23 protein-coding genes are annotated in these 19299 nt (G+C 44.2%); 4 read left to right on the top strand and 19 right to left on the bottom strand.

Going from position 1 to position 19299, the window contains the following annotated elements; translation table 11 throughout:
* Positions 1-6: 6 nt before the first annotated feature.
* Genes yaaA through BST96_RS07215 form a run of 3 tightly spaced genes read right to left on the bottom strand, consistent with a single transcriptional unit; the run spans position 7 to position 1591 of the window.
* On the bottom strand, positions 7-783 hold the full coding sequence (gene yaaA / locus BST96_RS07205) for a peroxide stress protein YaaA (protein WP_085758049.1): 777 nt from the start codon (positions 781-783) through the stop codon (positions 7-9).
* A 38-nt stretch (positions 784-821) separates the two neighbouring features.
* Entirely contained in the window at positions 822-1352 is a 531-nt protein-coding gene (locus BST96_RS07210) for a DUF4265 domain-containing protein (RefSeq protein ID WP_085758050.1), read from the bottom strand.
* A gap of 14 nt (positions 1353-1366) precedes the next feature.
* On the bottom strand, positions 1367-1591 hold the full coding sequence (locus tag BST96_RS07215) for a hypothetical protein (RefSeq protein WP_085758051.1): 225 nt from the start codon (positions 1589-1591) through the stop codon (positions 1367-1369).
* A gap of 334 nt (positions 1592-1925) precedes the next feature.
* Between BST96_RS07215 and BST96_RS07220 the strand changes: the two genes are divergently transcribed.
* The 4 genes from BST96_RS07220 to BST96_RS07235 are packed head-to-tail and all read left to right on the top strand — an operon-like array spanning position 1926 to position 4653.
* Positions 1926-2438, top strand: coding sequence for a TRAP transporter small permease subunit (locus BST96_RS07220; protein WP_085758052.1), 513 nt, complete (start codon positions 1926-1928; stop codon positions 2436-2438).
* On the top strand, positions 2431-3798 hold the full coding sequence (locus BST96_RS07225; RefSeq protein WP_085758053.1) for a TRAP transporter large permease: 1368 nt from the start codon (positions 2431-2433) through the stop codon (positions 3796-3798). Before BST96_RS07220 ends, BST96_RS07225 begins: the two co-directional genes overlap by 8 nt.
* A gap of 38 nt (positions 3799-3836) precedes the next feature.
* Positions 3837-4235 carry an acyl-CoA thioesterase gene (locus BST96_RS07230; protein ID WP_085758054.1) on the top strand — a complete coding sequence of 133 codons (399 nt, stop codon included), beginning with the start codon at positions 3837-3839 and terminating at the stop codon, positions 4233-4235.
* 19 nt (positions 4236-4254) lie between these two features.
* On the top strand, positions 4255-4653 hold the full coding sequence (locus tag BST96_RS07235) for an acyl-CoA thioesterase (protein ID WP_085758055.1): 399 nt from the start codon (positions 4255-4257) through the stop codon (positions 4651-4653).
* Between the two features lie 40 nt (positions 4654-4693).
* On the opposite strand, the gene BST96_RS07240 is transcribed toward BST96_RS07235, so the two are convergent.
* The 16 genes from BST96_RS07240 to BST96_RS07320 form a co-directional block, all read right to left on the bottom strand.
* A complete protein-coding gene (locus tag BST96_RS07240; RefSeq protein WP_085758056.1) occupies positions 4694-4795 on the bottom strand; it encodes a BrnA antitoxin family protein in 102 nt (33 codons plus the stop codon).
* 453 nt (positions 4796-5248) lie between these two features.
* Positions 5249-5551, bottom strand: coding sequence for a hypothetical protein (locus BST96_RS07245; RefSeq protein WP_085758057.1), 303 nt, complete (start codon positions 5549-5551; stop codon positions 5249-5251).
* A 15-nt stretch (positions 5552-5566) separates the two neighbouring features.
* Positions 5567-6262, bottom strand: a complete 696-nt coding sequence (locus tag BST96_RS21240) for an RHS repeat domain-containing protein (protein ID WP_085758058.1) — start codon at positions 6260-6262, stop codon at positions 5567-5569.
* 161 nt (positions 6263-6423) lie between these two features.
* Entirely contained in the window at positions 6424-6621 is a 198-nt protein-coding gene (locus BST96_RS20715) for a BrnT family toxin (RefSeq protein ID WP_206045418.1), read from the bottom strand.
* A 575-nt stretch (positions 6622-7196) separates the two neighbouring features.
* On the bottom strand, positions 7197-7868 hold the full coding sequence (locus tag BST96_RS21245; RefSeq protein WP_085758060.1) for an RHS repeat domain-containing protein: 672 nt from the start codon (positions 7866-7868) through the stop codon (positions 7197-7199).
* A 583-nt stretch (positions 7869-8451) separates the two neighbouring features.
* On the bottom strand, positions 8452-8796 hold the full coding sequence (locus BST96_RS07265) for a hypothetical protein (protein WP_085758061.1): 345 nt from the start codon (positions 8794-8796) through the stop codon (positions 8452-8454).
* 12 nt (positions 8797-8808) lie between these two features.
* Positions 8809-9528 (bottom strand): RHS repeat domain-containing protein, encoded by a 720-nt coding sequence (locus BST96_RS07270; RefSeq protein ID WP_085758062.1) that lies wholly within the window; start codon positions 9526-9528, stop codon positions 8809-8811.
* Between the two features lie 298 nt (positions 9529-9826).
* The gene (locus BST96_RS07275) at positions 9827-10390 is read right to left on the bottom strand and encodes a tetratricopeptide repeat protein (RefSeq protein WP_085758063.1); all 564 of its coding nucleotides are present in this window, start codon (positions 10388-10390) and stop codon (positions 9827-9829) included.
* A gap of 20 nt (positions 10391-10410) precedes the next feature.
* Entirely contained in the window at positions 10411-10914 is a 504-nt protein-coding gene (locus BST96_RS20720) for an RHS repeat-associated core domain-containing protein (RefSeq protein ID WP_085758064.1), read from the bottom strand.
* Positions 10895-11284 carry a hypothetical protein gene (locus tag BST96_RS07285; RefSeq protein ID WP_085758065.1) on the bottom strand — a complete coding sequence of 130 codons (390 nt, stop codon included), beginning with the start codon at positions 11282-11284 and terminating at the stop codon, positions 10895-10897. The genes BST96_RS20720 and BST96_RS07285 overlap by 20 nt, the downstream gene beginning before the upstream one ends.
* Before the next feature lie 15 nt (positions 11285-11299).
* Positions 11300-12070, bottom strand: a complete 771-nt coding sequence (locus BST96_RS21250) for an RHS repeat-associated core domain-containing protein (protein ID WP_085758066.1) — start codon at positions 12068-12070, stop codon at positions 11300-11302.
* 161 nt (positions 12071-12231) lie between these two features.
* Positions 12232-12429, bottom strand: a complete 198-nt coding sequence (locus tag BST96_RS07295; RefSeq protein ID WP_206045419.1) for a BrnT family toxin — start codon at positions 12427-12429, stop codon at positions 12232-12234.
* An 86-nt stretch (positions 12430-12515) separates the two neighbouring features.
* Positions 12516-13013: a tetratricopeptide repeat protein gene (locus tag BST96_RS07300; RefSeq protein WP_169713944.1), complete on the bottom strand. Its 498-nt coding sequence runs from the start codon at positions 13011-13013 to the stop codon at positions 12516-12518.
* Between the two features lie 307 nt (positions 13014-13320).
* Positions 13321-13734 (bottom strand): RHS repeat domain-containing protein, encoded by a 414-nt coding sequence (locus BST96_RS21255; protein ID WP_085758070.1) that lies wholly within the window; start codon positions 13732-13734, stop codon positions 13321-13323.
* Positions 13735-13745: 11 nt separating this feature from the next.
* Complete coding sequence (locus BST96_RS07315) at positions 13746-14564, bottom strand: thrombospondin type 3 repeat-containing protein (RefSeq protein ID WP_157117893.1); 819 nt, start codon at positions 14562-14564, stop codon at positions 13746-13748.
* A complete protein-coding gene (locus BST96_RS07320) occupies positions 14531-18400 on the bottom strand; it encodes an RHS repeat domain-containing protein (protein WP_169713945.1) in 3870 nt (1289 codons plus the stop codon). Before BST96_RS07320 ends, BST96_RS07315 begins: the two co-directional genes overlap by 34 nt.
* Positions 18401-19299 lie beyond the last annotated feature (899 nt).

The following is a 19299-nucleotide window of genomic DNA, read 5'->3' on the forward strand; positions in this document are numbered from 1 at the left end:
AAAGCATCAGGCGGGTTCATCGCGGGTAAATACCCACTCTCTAGCTGAGGACATTGCTGGATTATAGCGATAGCCGTCGGTATCAAATTGCTTGATATCGTCTACATCGGTGAGCTGGTTTTTAATGATATAGGCGCTCATCAGGCCACGGGCCTTTTTGGCATAGAAACTGATGATTTTGTATTTGCCGTTTTTTAAATCTTTAAACACCGGGGTAATAATATCGGCATTGATATTTTTCTGCTGGATCGACTTAAAGTATTCGTTAGATGCCAGATTTAGCAGCACCTCGCTTTTGGATTTTTTTAGCTGCGCATTCATCGCATCAGTAATTTGCTCACCCCAAAATTGGTAGAGGTTGTCGCCACCCTCATTGGCAAATTTGGTGCCCATTTCCAAACGGTAGGGTTGGATATAGTCCAGCGGGCGCAGCAGGCCATACAGGCCCGATAAAATCCGCAGATGTTTTTGGGCAAATTTAAAGTCTTTGCTAGTAAAGCTCTCGGCATCAAGGCCGGTATACACATCGCCTTTAAAGGCTAATACCGCTTGTTTGGCATTGTCCGCTTCAAAGGGGGTATGCCAATTTAAGAAGCGGTCAAAATTCAGATTGCCCAATTTATCGCTAATGCTCATCAAGCCGGAAATATCCGACGGCGATAGTTCGCGCAACTCATCAATCAGTTGCTGTGATTGCTCCAGAAAATCTGGCTGGGTTGACACTTTGGTTTTGGCCGGGGTGTCAAAGTCCAGTGTTTTTGCGGGGGAGATAACCATTAACATGTTGTTTACTCTTTGTTGCGCTGCTGTTGCTCTGAGCTTTATTCAGTGGGTGCTAAAATAGGTTGCCACCAATTGAGTGGCTCGCCGGTTTCCGGGTCATACACATTGCCGTAAAACCACGCCACATCTTTATAAGCTGACAGCGCTTCATCTAACATTTTTTCGATGGCATTAAAGCCACAGCTAACATGGATGCTATAGACCAGAGCTTTGGGTTCTTTGATATCCAAATCACCGCCCAGCTTTTCAATTTCTGAGGTCAGGCTCTGTTCCAAGGCCGATAAGGCGGTATTACTAAAATCGTCTTTGCTAAATATCCGCAGGCAGAGGTTGCCACCATGTTGCAGCACTTTAAACGCCCCCTTGGGTTTATCCATAGCCTGGATAATATCCGCCCGGGCAATGCCGCGGACAAAGAGCGGGGATTTTAACAGCTGGTAGCTGTTGGCTTCTTGCTGGGGGTTGATCAATACTTTTTCTACCACCAACTCTCCGTTGGGGTGGCGCCCGGCGATTAACTCAATGGTGGGCTCGCCGCCTATCAGGGCTTCTGTGGGTTTGTCGGTCATAATTTATCCAGCCTCTAGCAGACGTAGATGCCTTCTGAGCGACGACGCTCACATTCGCGCTTATAGTTTTTACAGACTTGGATCATTGCCGCTGCCGGGTCGTCAATGGTGTAGCACTCGGCGTTTTTGGCAGCTAATTCATCATCAGGCATGCTCTCCCACTTGCTTTCGCAGGCGCTTAAAAAAACCATACTGCCGAGTAGCAGTGGGTAAATAGCGGTTCGTAGTGTTGATTTCATCGATTTTTTTGCCATGGCTATTAAATGATTCCAGAGTTAAACCATAGCAGATTTGGGCCTGATCTGGCCAGCGCTCCTAAGGTTCGAATTGTAATCCCAAACAACCATTTCGCCATTCCCCTGAAGGCGGGTGGCTGTCCGAGAGATATGTCTTGAATATTGTAGGGTGGATTATAATCCACCGGTATATGGCACTCATGGCTGGGCTTGGTGGATTATAATCCACCCTACCATTTGGTATGGCAGCTCCCCTACGAGGGGGTGATAGCGGGTTATGGATACATGCCAATCTCGGTTATAATGCCGCCACAATAAAATTAGCCCTTTAAACACTATGCCAGCAACCCTTATTTATCGCTTGATTGATCAGCTCTCTGAGTTGACCGGCCGTATGTTGGCCTGGTTAAGCTTGCTGATGATGGTATTGCTATGCGCGGTGGTGGTATTGCGCTATGTGTTTGAAGTGGGGTCTATTAGCCTGCAAGAAGCCGTCACTTATCTGCATGCCAGTATTTTTATGCTCGGTGCTGCCTATACCCTGAAACAGGATGGCCATGTGCGGGTGGATATTTTTTACCGCAACTTTTCTGCCAGAGGCAAAGCCTGGATTAATAGCCTTGGGGGGATTATTTTTCTGCTGCCCCTGTGCGCCTATATCTTTTTTATCAGCTGGGACTTTGTAGTCCAGTCCTGGGATATTCGGGAAGTGTCTACGGAACCCGGCGGCATCCCCGCAGTATTTTTGTTAAAAACCTTAATACCGATTATGGCAATCAATCTTGGCCTGCAGGCATTGGCAGAAATACTGCGCAGTGCCATGGTGCTAGTGGAAACCGCTGATGATTGAGTTAATTCCATTGTTTATGTTTATTGCGGTATGTCTGGTGTTAATGCTGGGTTATCCCGTCGCCTTTAGCCTGGCCGGAACGGCGCTGGTGTTTGCCGGGGTAGGTGTTATCACCGGGCATTTTGACCCTTCTTTTTTAACCGCCATGCCCAACCGCTTATTTGGCACGATCAAAAATACCACACTGATTGCCGTGCCACTGTTTGTCATGATGGGGGTGATGTTAGAAAAATCCCGTGTCGCTGAACAATTACTGGGTAATATGGCCGCGCTATTTGGTCGGGTTCAAGGTGGCTTGGCCATCTCTGTAGTGTTGGTAGGGATGTTGCTCGCAGCCAGTACCGGTATTGTCGGTGCTACCGTGGTGACCATGGGCTTAATGTCACTGCCCTCGATGTTAAATCGTGGCTATGACCCAAAGCTGGCCACCGGCGTTATCTGCGCTACCGGCACACTGGGGCAGATTATCCCCCCTTCTATCGCGCTGGTTTTGCTGGGGGATATTTTATCAACCGCCTATCAACAGGCGCAGCTAAATATGGGCATCTTTAACCCCAAAACAGTTTCGGTTGGCGATCTGTTTATTGGTGCACTGGTGCCGGGCTTTATTCTGGTCACGCTGTATATTGTTTATCTGTTGGTGTTTGTAAGAATGCGCCCGGGGGCAGCACCCGCGGTTGAAGACCAACAATTACCGTCTATGGCTGATTTGTTTAGCGGCTTAATTCCGCCCGTGTTATTAATTATGGCGGTGTTGGGTTCTATTCTGGTGGGCGCCGCCACTCCCACCGAAGCGGCCGGCGTCGGTGCCTTAGGGGCGACATTGCTAGCGGCATTAAAAGGTGAATTAAGTAAGCAGCGTTTGGGCGAAGTCGGCCGCTCTACCCTTGAAGTCACCTGTATGGTGTTTATGATTTTAATTGGCGCAGCGGTCTTTTCACTGGTGTTCCGCGGCTTTGGTGGTGAAGAAACCATCCATCATCTGTTTCAGCAAATGCCCGGTGGTGTGGTAGGTGCTATCGCGGTAGTGATGCTGGTGATTTTTCTGCTGGGCTTTATTCTGGACTTTATTGAAATTACCTTTGTGGTGGTGCCGATTGTTGGGCCTATTTTACTGGCCATGGGCGTTGACCCGATTTGGCTGGGTATTATGATTGCGATTAACCTGCAAACCTCCTTTCTAACACCGCCCTTTGGCTTTGCCCTGTTCTATTTACGGGGGGTGGCACCGGAGTCGGTGAAAACCGGGGATATTTATCGCGGAGTTATCCCTTTTGTATTGATTCAACTGCTACTACTAGGCATGATTGCGCAGTGGCCCTCTCTGGTTACCGGCCTTCCAGAGTTATTAAAGCAATAATAACTCGATGTTCCTTCAGCGATTTTTAAGGATTGTTCATGAGTGATGACGATTTAAACGATGATATCCCCCTGCCCGGCGGCGACCTTGCCCTGCAAACGATTGCGATGCCCGCAGATACCAATGCCAATGGTGATATTTTTGGTGGCTGGCTGGTGTCGCAAATGGATTTGGCTGGCGCGATTGCTGCGCTAAAAGTTGCTCAGGGGCGAATAGCTACCGTTGCAATTAACGGCATGGTGTTTTTAACCCCCGTTCATGTCGGTGCCGTGGTTAGCTGCTATGCCGATGTTACGGAAGTTGGTCGCAGCTCGATCAAGGTCAATGTTGAGGTTTGGATCCGCCATAAAAAAACACAGGAGCCCACCAAAGTTACCGAAGGTGAGTTTGTTTTTGTGGCCCTGGATGACTCGGGTAAAACCCGCGTTATTAAATAGTATTTGACTGAGATATTTTATGAGTACGACGTCTGTAGATAAGCAGCCAGAGCCCTATGGTGAACTTGCCATACAAACCATTGCGATGCCCGCCCATACCAATCCCCGCGGTGAAATTTTTGCCGGCTGGGTAGTTTCACAAATGGATTTGGCCGCGGGTATTGCAGCGCTGGATGTTGCCCAGGGCCGAGTGGCGACGGTTGCGATTAATGGTATGCAATTTTTAATCGCCGTCCATGTTGGCGCCATTGTCAGCTGTTATACCGAGGTGACTAAAATTGGCCGCAGCTCGGTGCACATTAATGTGGAAGTCTGGATTAACGAAAAGAAAACCTTTGAACCGGTAAAAGTCACTGAAGGTGAGTTTGTTTTTGTGGCTATAGATGATAGTGGCCGGACTCGGCCTATGGACAAGTAATGCCTGCCCTATTGACCCACCATTTTCCGTGCAAGGTAGGCTAGCGCTGCTGTGACTGCATATAAGAACGCAGCAATTGATTAATGCGTGTCTGGTAGCCTTTGCCCTGCCCTTTAAACCAGACCAGAACATCTTCGTCCATTCGTGATCGGTGGCTCTCGTTTGCCTAATATTCTTCAACGGTTATCCATCAATCGTAAAACCTGGCTCAGCAGTGCTACGCGGTTTGAAGCGCTGCATCGTCAGCGCTTTGGGCGAAGGCGGCCTAAACTGATAGGCAAAACTGCCTAGATAACTGACCAATCAAACTGTTTCTCTATCTAGCCATGTGCTCGATGTATGCCTATACCTCCAGCATAGCTTTTCTTGTGTGTTTTTCTATAATAGGCATTTCATTCGTTAATGCATGGCTTGTTGTGCATTAGTGGCCTTGAAACCCTCTGATATGCGCTGTCCTTTTTAGTCGGCGCCTGTCCTTATAGTTTAATAGCTTACTCTTGGGTTGCTGCCTTTGTTTTTTTAGCAAGCCATGTGACACGCGGGTGAGTGACACGGTGTCTCGCCGTTGTTTGGCACTGTATCTATTATTCTATCTTTATAGTAAAAAAAACTGTTTTATAAGTAATTGAGTATTTTCAACGGTTTCATTTTCAAAACAATCAACAATCTCTAATATCTTATCAAGAGCTTTTTTATTATCACCCTTACGATCTATATCTAACTCACCATCAATACTAAAATGCTGAATCGCGTGATATATATCTAATACAACCTCTTCTTGAAGAAAATTTTTATCCGGAAATTTATCTATTCTTTCATAAAAAATGTCGAAGGTGATTTCCGATAAAACCACCTCTCTAATTAATGCACAAAAGTCACTTTTACTCTCACTATTCATACATAATCTCACTAATTAAAACCCAGGAACTTTCCTATGTTTTTTCATGTTTGGGGCCACATGAAAGTGTACTACAGGAGTCCTATCTGTTGGGCTAATAGGATGTTTATCTAATCTAAAAATAGGCTTCTTCTTATATCTGATTTGGCATATGCGCATTCCATCCTTGCTTTTTTTAGGTCCATCAAAATCAAAGCCTACTTTATTGGCAACTTTTATAGCTAACTTTACAACCCCCTCTCCGGTCGGATCAATATAGTTAACTGGGTCCTGTCCGGCATAACCATATACATGATTAAGTGAAGATACATATGGATAATCTGGAATACCCAATCCCATTTGCGCGGCTACCTGCCTCTGGGGATCACTGAAGTCCAAGAGAACACCTCTTGGATCACTCTGAATGTATCTTCCTAGTGACGGATCATAATCCCGATAGTAGTTATAAGCCAACCCACTCTCTTCATCAAAATACTGACCAAGAAACCGAGCCTGTTGATCTATACCACTCACCACCTCTTCTGTTTCACCAAACGGCTTTTTATTCGCCTGCCAAACTACCGTTTGATTTTCATCTGTTACTACCTGCGGCGTACCCAGGTGATCATTATGAATATAGTAAGTTCCAATTTCTGCGCTAGCTGTTGTTGCAACAAACACTGTAACAATAACCCATAGCACAGGCTTTATACATGCTGTAATCCTTCTCATCACGACTCTCCTTAATCTGCCAATAGGTAGTTGATGGTTAATATTGGGTGATATGCACTATTACTGGCCCTACCACTGAAATAACCGATGTAGTCATAAGATGAGTCATTGTTGTCATCGGTTAGTCGGCGCCTGTCCTTATAGTTTTGAATGCGTCCCAGTTAGTCTTTGATGCTTTTTTCATAATGGCTTACCTCGCGTTTTGTCGCTTTTCGGGCAGAGATCACCCGTACTACATCACCCTCGCGCTCGGTGTAGATCACTACACCCACCAGCGCTTTCATCCAGCCCAAGGCCCGCCAGCGTTCCTCAAGGCGGGATTTACGATTGATACGCCGGTGACAGTTTTGGTGAGACACGGGAAGCTGGTTATCACCGCTGTATAACGAAGAAAGCCCCTGTAGAATTTCTACTGGGGCTTTTTATTTTGAATACGGACTTGGCTACTTATTTTCTGGCAAGAAGCCTAAGTGCTCCTGCAAGGTGGATTAATCATCCACTTTATTGAACCTCTCCTTTGCATTATCAGTACAGAGATAAATAGATGAACATAAAATTAGTAGCATTATAAATACCCACAGCACATCTGATGAAGAACCTCTATCAACGATTACTTTATATACGCTCCCTATTTTTTCGCTCTCTAGATATGCGCCATAAACTTTAACTACTATATATAATAAAATAATAGAAATATTCGTCGATATAGAGCTAGTACGCCCCACTCTCTTCGCCTTACAAGCATGATTGTGCAAACAGATAACCAGCAAGCCATTACTATTATGAAAAATTTATATGCTATCGATACTTCTGTATTTACATAAAATATAAACGCCAAGAACTGAACAATTAGCAAAATATAAATCAATGTATTTAAAGGAACAAATACCCAAAAGGCTCTTAGTTTCATATAAAAACATCCTTATTATTACGATTACAAAGCAGGCCCAAGGGCATTCAATAGCGACAAGAATGGACTACATTCATCTGCGCATTGCCCAGCGTTTCTGTTACCAGTGTTATTATCTTTGCATTCTTTATCTTTTCTATTTTTACACTTTTTCATGCAGTCTTCATACGCCAAAATCAAAGCTGTTGCCGTAGTAATAACTATCGCGAATGCAACAGGGTTTTCCCCTGTAGGATCGATTTCTGAAATAGGGCTCTGATTAGCGTACCCAAATATATTATTCAACCCATGAACACCTATTTTCTCAGGAATAGCTATACCTGTATTTTTAGCTAACATCCTTTGTGGATCACTAAAGTCTAAAGTAATCCCTCGCGGGTCAGCCTGAATATACCTCCCCAATGAAGGATCATAATCCCGATAATAGTTATAAGCCAACCCACTCTCTTCATCAAAATACTGACCAAGAAACCGAGCCTGTTGATCTATACCACTCACCACCTCTTCTGTTTCACCAAACGGCTTTTTATTCGCCTGCCAAACTACCGTTTGATTTTCATCTGTTACTACCTGCGGCGTACCCAGGTGATCATTATGAATATAGTAAGTTCCAATTTCTGCGCTAGCTGTTGTTGCAACAAACACTGTAACAATAACCCATAGCACAGGCTTTATACATGCTGTAATCCTTCTCATCACGACTCTCCTTAATCTGCCAATAGGTAGTTGATGGTTAATATTGGGTGATATGCACTATTACTGGCCCTACCACTGAAATAACCGATGTAGTCATAAGATGAGTCATTGTTGTCATCGGTTAGTCGGCGCCTGTCCTTATAGTTTTTCTTCGTCCATTCGTGATCGGTGGCTCTCGTTTGCCTAATATTCTTCAACGGTTATCCATCAATCGTAAAACCTGGCTCAGCAGTGCTACGCGGTTTGAAGCGCTGCATCGTCAGCGCTTTGGGCGAAGGCGGCCTAAACTGATAGGCAAAACTGCCTAGATAACTGACCAATCAAACTGTTTCTCTATCTAGCCATGTGCTCGATGTATGCCTATACCTCCAGCATAGCTTTTCTTGTGTGTTTTTCTATAATAGGCATTTCATTCGTTAATGCATGGCTTGTTGTGCATTAGTGGCCTTGAAACCCTCTGATATGCGCTGTCCTTTTTAGTCGGCGCCTGTCCTTATAGTTTCTATAGTTTCTTAAACTGCTTCTTTTTTTGCTCTCTTAAAAAAAAATGAAAGCACTAATAATGAAGCACTAAAGAATATTTTCAAAATACTTTCAAAATCAAAATCAATCGGAATATAGGTATCATGATAGTAATATTGACTAGCATGCCCCCTAGCCACGGAATTAAAATAAACATAGCTAAAAACACATTCCATGTAATCACGAGGTTAACTCCCTTCGGGCTACCTTTAAATAACAAGTATAAAATATATAATGTATAGCCAGAACTTAGACTCATGGCAGCATACAACGCCAAAATTGATTGAGCACCTAAGTATGATAGGAATTCTTTGCTTGACTCACCTAGCAGCCAAGCAAAAAAAACCACAAAAATAAGTACTAAAACAACAGAATTTGCTAGAACCAATTGCTTTGAAATTTTCATACGCATCCCTAATTAAAAATTACTACCAGCTTCACTGCCAGCAGCTTTTGCAGCACCAACCCCAGCCCCAGCAGTACTAGTAGGAGATGTCATTAACTTTATAATCGGGTTACAAACTTGTGCACACTCACTAGTTGCTTGACCAGCAGAGCAGTCCTCTTCGTTTTGTTTTTTCTTAGTACACTTTTCCATACAATCGTAATAAATCACAAGCCCTAACCCTGTGACGACTACTGGAACAATAATACCTACAGCCCCCTCCCCTGTAGGGTCAATATACCCAGCCGGGTTTCCACCAACATAATTATAATTATGGTTAAGACCATGAATATAATCATAATTTGGAAAGCTTAGACCCATATCCATTGCAACCTGCCGCTGCGGATCACTGAAGTCTAAGAGAATGCCCCTAGGATCACTCTGAATATACCTCCCCAATGACGGATCATAATCCCGATAGTAGTTATAAGCCAACCCACTCTCTTCATCAAAATACTGACCAAGAAACCGAGCCTGTTGATCTATACCACTCACCACCTCTTCTGTTTCACCAAACGGCTTTTTATTCGCCTGCCAAACTACCGTTTGATTTTCATCTGTTACTACCTGCGGCGTACCCAGGTGATCATTATGAATATAGTAAGTTCCAATTTCTGCCCTAGCTGTTGTTGCAACAAACACTGTAACAATAACCCATAGCACAGGCTTTATACATGCTGTAATCCTTCTCATCACGACTCTCCTTAATCTGCCAATAGGTAGTTGATGGTTAATATTGGGTGATATGCACTATTACTGGCCCTACCACTATTGACTGTGTAGTGCGCAAGCGCTACCCGGAGGAACGGTAGTGACGGAGGTGCCTTTGACCTTGTCTTGGGAACGAACGAGCCGAACTTGAATCTCGCGCGATGTAGCGTGGCGCATGGGTTGCTGCTTTTGCTTTTTTAGCAAGCCATGTGACACGCGGGTAAGTGATACGGTGTCTCAGTGTTATTTAATGTCCACCTGACTCCAAGTCTACTCTTATTCAAAAGACTAAACGATCATCATGTTTGTCTCGAAGGGCGATAAAAAATGAGTTAATTACTGCGCCCAAGACATACCAAGCCCCTAATATTTTTTTGAAAGGGTCTATTCCTGACTTTAAATAATAAAGCCCCAAATCAATTTTTGACTTTGTATGTCCCTGTTTTATCGATCTCTTTAGTAACTCAACACCCAAAGCTATATTTGATTTACCCCCACTCTTTAAGTTTACAACACCTAAACGGTAAAGGGCTGGCATATAATCATGCGAAGATAGAGCCTCTAACAAATCATAAGCTGCGTCTGATCGTTCTGTATCCAAATATATCTTTGCCATTAAGTAACTAGAATAATCATCTACTTTCTCAGGAAAAAACTGTAGCCAGTAAAGAGATTTATTCAGACTCTTTTCGACACCAAGGCCAGAGTAATACATATAGCCAAGCCTTCTGGCACAGCCATAATTTCCAGATTCAGCAAGCTCAATATACTTACTGAGCGCTAGCGAATAATCACCCTTATTGAATTCTTGATTAGCAGTAGCTAATTTTTTTTCATCAGACATATTTTAAATCCGCCCAAAAGTTAAATTTCTGTCGGACATTTTGGATCGTCACAATGCGGAGCAGGAAGACCAAAAGCCTTACACATTTTGCACGGAGCCACACCAGCAGCACATGTATTGTATAGAGCAAAGTCTACAGGTGAGTATGCGCTGGCACCACCTGGCCCAGGACCTTTACTCTTAGCCTTACCATCTTTTCCATTATCACTTCCTTTTTCTTTTCTTTCTTTTTTCTGATTTTCTTGTTGTACAACTTCATTAGGTGTCGGATCTCGAGGCCCAACAGCCTTATCACCTGTAACAATTCCTACTGCAACTCCCACTGCTTGAACAAACTTTCTGATCCCACTTTCACCAGTTGGATCTATATACATTAGAGGGTTCTGGTAAACATACCCATAAGTATTAAGACCACCTCTCAAGCCAATCGGATCACTCTGAATGTATCTTCCCAGTGACGGATCATAATCCCGATAGTAGTTATAATACGTCCGACCTCCTTTATTATCGGCGCCTGACCTTATCTCCCCCTAGATATTTTTTAAACTCTGGAATACCTATGAAAACAAAGGCCATAAGAGGAATAAAAACTCCAGTTATTAGCACATAAATTCCCAACTTTTCTTCTTCTATTTCTAGCGGACCAGAGTTTCTCTGCATTACACTGACTACTTTTAAGTTTGGTATTAATAAATACTTGGCAGAAAACACTTTATCGCTGTAAGCGGACAATTTACGCTCTCCCCCGACACGAACAACCAAATCAGGCTGATATGTTTTTCTCAGCAGCTCGCCAGCCTCTTCCCACGGCGACACAATTGACCACAATACAATCACCGGGAATATGAGTATTATTAATGAGCTAAAAGCCACTACTTTTCTTAAATACAACATTATTACTCACTTCCGTTATTTAAAATTATAAGTTCTCTCGACCCCAACACCAACTTGCGCACTAAGTTTAGCTTTATTAGATATACCATCGGTTGTATTAGCCTTTGAATAAGTCCCACCTTCCTTACCAACGCCAGCATTCGCCTCGGCACCGACCGTAATTCCAATACCTACCTCAGCCTTTGAATAAACCCCAAGGTACTCCGAATCTTCATTTTTACAACTGTCATATGCTGGGCTTGTTCCATCAGGATCAAATCCAATTCCTGCTCCAGCTCCAGCTCCCACCCTTACACTAACAAAGGCAGTGCCATTCGGGTTTTTCCCGAATGATACCCCGCCACCAGGACCACCTATTCCAAAATAGCCATCCACACTTACGGACCATAAACCCAATGGGTCGACTTGTATTAAAGGGTTGTTTTGGACATATGTATATGTGTTAGAGCCGTCAACCAACCCAACAGGATCAGATTGAATGTACCTCCCTGTCGTCGGATCATAATCTCGATAATAGTTATAAGCCAACCCACTCTCTTCATCAAAATACTGACCAAGAAACCGAGCCTGTTGATCTATACCACTCACCACCTCTTCTGTTTCACCAAACGGCTTTTTATTCGCCTGCCAAACTACCGTTTGATTTTCATCTGTTACTACCTGCGGCGTACCCAGGTGATCATTATGAATATAGTAAGTTCCAATTTCTGCCCTAGCTGTTGTTGCAACAAACACTGTAACAATAACCCATAGCACAGGCTTTATACATGCTGTAATCCTTCTCATCACGACTCTCCTTAATCTGCCAATAGGTAGTTGATGGTTAATATTGGGTGATATGCACTATTACTGGCCCTACCACTGAAATAACCGATGTAGTCATAAGATGAGTCATTGTTGTCATCGGTTAGTCGGCGCCTCTCCTTATAGTTTTGAATGCGTCCCAGTTAGTCTTTGATGCTTTTTTCATAATGGCTTACCTCGCGTTTTGTCGCTTTTCGGGCAGAGATCACCCGTACTACATCACCCTCGCGCTCGGTGTAGATCACTACACCCACCAGCGCTTTCATCCAGCCCAAGGCCCGCCAGCGTTCCTCAAGGCGGGATTTACGATTGATACGCCGGTGACGGTGGTGGTGAAACACGGTCAGTTGATTATTACTACGATGTAAATGATATAAGCCCAGCTTTCGCTGGGCTTATACTGATCACCTTCCATGTTGAGCATTAATTAATAACTATCAGAAGATTTTTTCTTCAACATAGCCCTGGATTTTTTAATGTTTTTCTTCGCCATTTCATAAATTTCAATATCGGCGCAATCAACCTCTTTATACAAGCTAATCGCTCGAAGGTATTCACCTTGATCAAAAAGTGAATTGGCTAAATTATAAGAAATGGAACCATTTTCAGGGGCTATACTTTTAGCCTTTTTTAATAGCTCTTCTACTTTTTTTGGCAAACTAACTTCTGAATAACAATTTGCTAATGCTAACATCGCCTCAATATCTTCCGGCCAATCGTCTAGAGATTTTTTAAACGAAGAGATAGCCTTCTCGTAGCTCCCCTTTTTATAAAAAATATCGCCAACAATAAACCAAGCGTGATTTAAGTCTTCACAATAAGGAGATTCAATTACAAAAAGCTTTGGATTAAATATCAAGTCCAATACGCTATCGTATTCTTTTCGCTTAAGGAGATCATGTATTAAATCAAAGTGTTCTTTCATATTCGCCCTATATAGCATCAACACTCATTAGGAACATCATGGTATGGGTCAACTGGTAAAACAATAGGCCCTGGATCAAAAGGTAATATTAATAATGGAATCCTTGGGCTAAACCCGCCTTTCGGACGTCTAGAATGCTCTTCACCATTTGGGTGCTTAACATTTCGCTCTCTTTCGCCACCTGGTTTCCTGTGATCCGGTGCAGGTTTCTTATTGGGGTTCGCCGGTTTGTTATATTTCTTTTTTGCCAAGCCTTCTGGATCATAGTAATTAAGTGGATTTTGATCCACATAATTATATATATGATTTAGGGGGCATACTCATCTCCATATGGATTTACCAGGCCTACCTGAATTGCAATTTGAAGCTGTGGATCACGATAATCATATAACCTACCAATCGGATCACTCTGAATATACCTCCCTGTACTCGGATCATAATCCCGATAGTAGTTATAAGCCAACCCACTCTCTTCATCAAAATACTGACCAAGAAACCGAGCCTGTTGATCTATACCACTCACCACCTCTTCTGTTTCACCAAACGGCTTTTTATTCGCCTGCCAAACTACCGTTTGATTTTCATCTGTTACTACCTGCGGCGTACCCAGGTGATCATTATGAATATAGTAAGTTCCAATTTCTGCCCTAGCTGTTGTTGCAACAAACACTGTAACAATAACCCATAGCACAGGCTTTATACATGCTGTAATCCTTCTCATCACGACTCTCCTTAATCTGCCAATAGGTAGTTGATGGTTAATATTGGGTGATATGCACTATTACTGGCCCTACCACTGAAATAACCGATGTAGTCATAAGATGAGTCATTGTTGTCATCGGTGCTGAAACTTAAACGCAACTGAACTTTTTTTACTCCCGCATTGTTGGCGGCCTCTATGAGTGAAACCCCATTACTGTTGATACTTGCGGTAGCGGTTAAGCCATCAACCAATGTACCGACATAGGTGTCAGTAGCTGACGCCTCAAAGTCTGAATTTTGTAACGCTTTGTTGTCACTAAAATTACCTGACTTTAGTTCAATTCCCATACTCCCTAACGCGCTGGTATCACCTACCAGGCCGCCACTGCTACGGCTAAGCTGTAAATTAATGGCACTGATGATGGCGTTATCAGGCAACTCGGGGTAATCAAAAGAGATTACGGCTTTGTATTGGCGGTTAATTTGGTCATCACCAATGCGAAGTGATTTACCGTTTTTACTCCAGTGATTTCGATAGCCACCAACTTCTGTATTTTCACCTGACTCCCTCAGGTAGCCATCTTCTGAGCCAAGGCTTGCTACGGTAATTTGTTGTGGCTCACAAACATTGCCAATGCCATTGTTGTTAGCATCACTTTGGTTGGGGTTTGCCTCCAGGGGGCAATTATCAGCACCATCCGGTATGCCGTCGGTGTCGGTATCGGCGCCGCCTTCAAAGCCTGCCCACTCGTTCAGGTAAAGGCCATCAATTTTGCTAACGACACGGATTTCATTGAGGTAGATATGGTCTTTTTTTACATCACCTGCGGCACTGGTAATGGAAAGCAAGCGGCCAGCTTGATCATAGTGGTAATGATCAGTAAGGGGGCACCACCTATGGCGGTTTTGGTGACACGCTGGCCCAAGGCGTTGTAGCTATAGAGCACGCGCAAGTTTTGCAACAGGTCTAGCTGCACATACCTGCCAGCCTCGTTGTACACGTAGTTCGTCTCGCGGCCATTGGCTGTGTTTTGCTTGGTTAAATTACCCTTGGCGTCGTAGTGAAAAATACGTACAGGGTTTAACAGGCTACCAGCACTATCTATATGGTTTAGCTGATTACTGTTAGGGCTGTAGTGGTAGGTTTCGGTGGTTGCCTGTGTAGCTGTTGTTGTGGTCTTTTGGGTTCGGTTACCTACACCATCATACTGATAATCAAGCTGACCGTACTCACCTACCGCTTGTTGCAGACGGTCATTGGCGTCATAGACAAAACTTTGGTCGTTAGCGCCATTTAGTACATCTGCAATGCTACCTACATTATTATTGAGGTCGTAGCTATAGGTTAGCTCCAGAGGGTTAACGGTACCCTGTGCTGTACTACTGTTAAGCCGGTAGTCTTGATCATAACTCAGGTTTTGCACAATACCGTTACCGAAGGTATAGCTTGTTAGTCCACCAAAAGGCAGGTAAGTGGCCGCACTAACAAGCGGCTCGATGTTGGCAGCAGCATCTTGTTGCGTACTGATACCAGTAGCGCGGCCAAGGCTATCGTAGCTGTAATGCACTATGCGGCCACTCGGGTAGGTCATACTGCTCACCTGACCCAAAGAGTTGTAGTTGTATTCGGTCGTGTATTGGATGCTACCTATAAGCGTGGTTTTGTTTACCACGTTACCCATAAAGTCATACTGGTAACTGCTGCTACCTGTTTCATCGCTTACGCTTGTCATGCGGCCAATACCTTTGTTGTTGGCGCTGATATCGTCGTAGCTGTAGCTGATATTTTCTGCGCTATTGGCCGGGTAGCTGGTATTTGTTAGCCGGTTGAGTGCATCGTAGGTATAGAGGGCAACCACACCTCTGGCATCGGTTTGGCTCAAGCGATTGCCTGCCGCATCGTAGGTGTAGGTCGTAGTACCGCTGTCAGGGCTAATGACTTGCATCAGGTTACCCAAACCATCGTATTGGTAGGTGGTTATTAAACCTCTCTGGTCGGTAACGCTGGTGATGCGCCCTTCTGTGTCGTAGCTGTACTGGCTGCTGTAGTTGCTGCGGTCAACCTGTTCGGTTAAGCGGTCAAAGCCATCAAAGCTGGCACTACTTTGTTTTGCTTTGCCATCGATGGTAGTCACCGGGTTATCGTTAAGGTCGTACTCATAACTGACACTTTGGTTATTGGCACCCAGTGTTTGTTGCAAACGGCTTAGCTCATCAAAAACCTGCGTTTGGCTTTTTACAATAAGCCCGCCACTGTCTTTAATCACTTCAGCTATGCGGTTACCTGCGTTATCCAGCGTGTACTCAATACTGGCGCCACTACTGTCGGTCACTTGATACAGCCTATGGGCGCTGTCGTAGTGGTACTGAAGGCTGCTGCCATTGGGCAGTGTGATGCCGGTTACCAGGCCAACATCGTCATAGGTCAATGTGGTTACAACGTCTTCTGTGCCGTTTTCTATGGTCACTGTTTCTAGCCAACCTCTGAAGGTGTAGCCCATGCGGGTTTCTACTCCATTGGCATCAATGATTTTGCCGGGGTGGCCATGGGGGCTATGCTCAAGCACTTGGGTAACATGGCCAAGGGCGTTGGTAGATTTTATTAGTTGGCCATGGGTGTTGTATTCAAAGGTGGCGATGTCAGCCACATCAGTACGGGGGCCATCAACTGTTTGATTTTTGAGCTGCGCTTGCTCGGCATCCCAATAGGTGTAGCTGTAGTCCCAGGTTCGGGTTTTGCCATTGCTGGCGTAAGGGCTTGTATAGTTTGTCAGGTCGGTAACCGTTTTTTTACTGAGCCGGCTGTTGGGCAGGTATTCGTAATGGGTGTGTACTGTATCGTTAGTCACATTCCCATCAGTACCCACGGTTTCATCGGTTATTTGCCGCGCTGCGTTCCATTGGTTTTTTACGGTACGCACTGGGCCCAGGCTGTCCTTAGTGGTGATGGTCAGCGGTAAACCATTCTCATCGTTGATATAGGTAACTCGCTCGTCACTCCAGATTGCCCCAAAGCTTGCGCTTTTGCGGGTTTTTGTTTTTATGTAACCGTAGCTGTCGTATTCATATTTTTCCCAAGTGCGGGCACAGCTGGTGGTTTCTACGCCTTTGATTCTTTCAAAGCCTTTGTTGCGCTCATCAATATGACCGTTTCTGGGTATGACCGTAAATTCATACTGTGTTTTTTTACCCAACGGGTTAATCACTTGAGTCGCATCGGCACCGCTGGTGCCTTCAACGCTGTAGTTGATAGCGGTAAAGTCAACAAGGTTAGTGTTGCTGTAGTCAGGGTCTGCCAGTGCGGTAACTAAATCCTGGTAGCTCAAGGCACCCAATGAACCATGGGAGCTACTGGTGCCAGCCCAACCTTCGTCAGGGAAGTTGGCATAGGTCCAGTTGGCGTAGCGTTGGTTGTTCTCGTCGGTAATGCCAGTTAAGCCTGCGGTATAGGCTGGGTCTTCATAGTGGTACTGGCGGTACACAAAAGCTGCAAGGTTATTTTTATCTTCACCGTAACCGGCATGTGTCAGGCGACCGCTAGCATCATAGGTGTAGTGAACCACTTCACCGGTTGAGCTTTCTATAAATTCTATTTTGCCGTAGTTGTTAGCCAATGGGTCTTGCCCAAAGGTATAGTCCAGCCAGTGCCCGGCACTGTCATCAACGCGGTCAACCTCACCGTTTGACTCAAGGGTTATGGTGTAGTGGTAGCCGTTATTTTTTTTAGCACCAATAAACTTACCGTCAATGTTGTAGTACTCGGTGCCTTGATGGTTGCTTAACTCCCAACGGTTTGCGCTGTCGTTAAAGCTGGCACTTAAGCCTCGGCGCTTGCTGGTGCTTTGTGGATTAAACAGCTTATAGACATCCTGCCCAGTTGTATCGCTGGGCACATCTACAAAATCGACGGCAGAACCAAGGCGCGCTATGGTGCCATTTTGCTGATGAGCATCGATATATAGCTCAACTCGGTCGTAATCTGTACAAGATGTATTGATTCCCGGGCAGGGTAATAAAAAGCGTAGCTCTCTTAGGTTTAAGTGTTTGCCACTGTAGGCAAAGTGCCAACGCCACTGCGCATCGGTATATTCAGACCGGCTGTAGTGCCTTGTAACCCCTAACTCTGACCCTACCGGCGCGGTAATATCGTTTTCAATTTGTGTTTTAACACCGGTTCTTATGTTGATTGGATTACCGGCCTTTTCACTGGATGATGCCTGCTGAGCGTTACTAGAGCAGTCATCGTTATCTTTGTCATCATCGTTATAAAACTCACCCCTTTTATAAACCGCTGCATGACGTATACCTACCCCCCGCTTTTCACCCTCTACAATATTGAGTAAACCGCAAGTGGCTTGTATATCGACAGGGTTAGCAGTACTCCATACTGTGATCTCGCCAATATCACTACCAATGGATGCTGCCTCAGCGTCACACCAGCTTTTTGCTAGAGTATAGGCACTTTCACCACAACTACCATCTGGGCCATTCCAACCATCACAAGCAGCATGGACCAACCCGCTTTGGCCAAGCAATGCCATTGCGACTAATGAGGTGAGCTTAAGTTTTTTACTCACCACCGAGGCTGGGGGCTTTGTTATCTGACTTTGGTTTTTGTGTTGTAATTCTTTTAGTTCTTTTAGCTTTAAAACATTTAAAACTTGTAACCTTTGAAATCTTAACATGCGCAATTCCTTCCACGGGCAAACAATAAAATCACTGTCCTGTATGTAGATTAATAACATTCCATTAATCAGGCACAGGCCAGCCAACAACACAAGGCGGCAAGTTTTTTGGGGGGCGAGCAAAAGCAGCGCCGGGTAGCTGTAACCACCATAACTTAACGCACACGATAAAACTGATTAGCAGATCTAATCAGGTAACCAGGGTGTCGGAATTTATTATAGGAAGCCGGTTGCGCACGATATTGCCGCGCTATATGTAACGACCAGAAGGCCAAAAAGAACTGGCTGAATATATTTCCCTTTGATTCCTCATATTCCGTATTGAGTTTTTGAATCATTTATTTCAAAGGGGAAAATATCACCGATAATATTTTTAGACAACAGTATTTTTAAAAAAATGATTTTTTTTTGATTTATAACCAATTTATAGTGTTTTTTACTATTGAATAACACGCTCCGTGTTTTTTATGGCAAGCATTAAAAAACACAATGACAAGAGCCTCAACGTATTAATGAGCAAGACACGTCGACTTTATCGGAGTTACGTTTTTATCCTTAATCACGGAGCGTGTTTTTTAGTAATTTATACCCAGCAATTATCAATTGCCACACATCGCTTCCAGAAACTTTCAAAAACAACAATTTAGGTATGTCACCTACCCATAATTTTCACCAAACTTTTTAAGCTCTGCTACCAAGCCTCAATAAATCTTAGTAGCCATAGGGCTGACACAGTTAGCTGTAAGCCAGCCTTTAATACTGACAAACATATCTGTTAGTTTTTTCTGTAATTGGTCAATATCAATAACTGTGAGGGGGGGGGGGGGGATAAAAAACAGGATGTACTGTCTGGCAGCTAATAGGACACCGGGCAGTAAATAAACATCATGTGAATGCCC

The sequence above is a fragment of the Oceanicoccus sagamiensis genome (assembly GCF_002117105.1).
Taxonomy (GTDB): domain Bacteria; phylum Pseudomonadota; class Gammaproteobacteria; order Pseudomonadales; family Dasaniaceae; genus Oceanicoccus; species Oceanicoccus sagamiensis.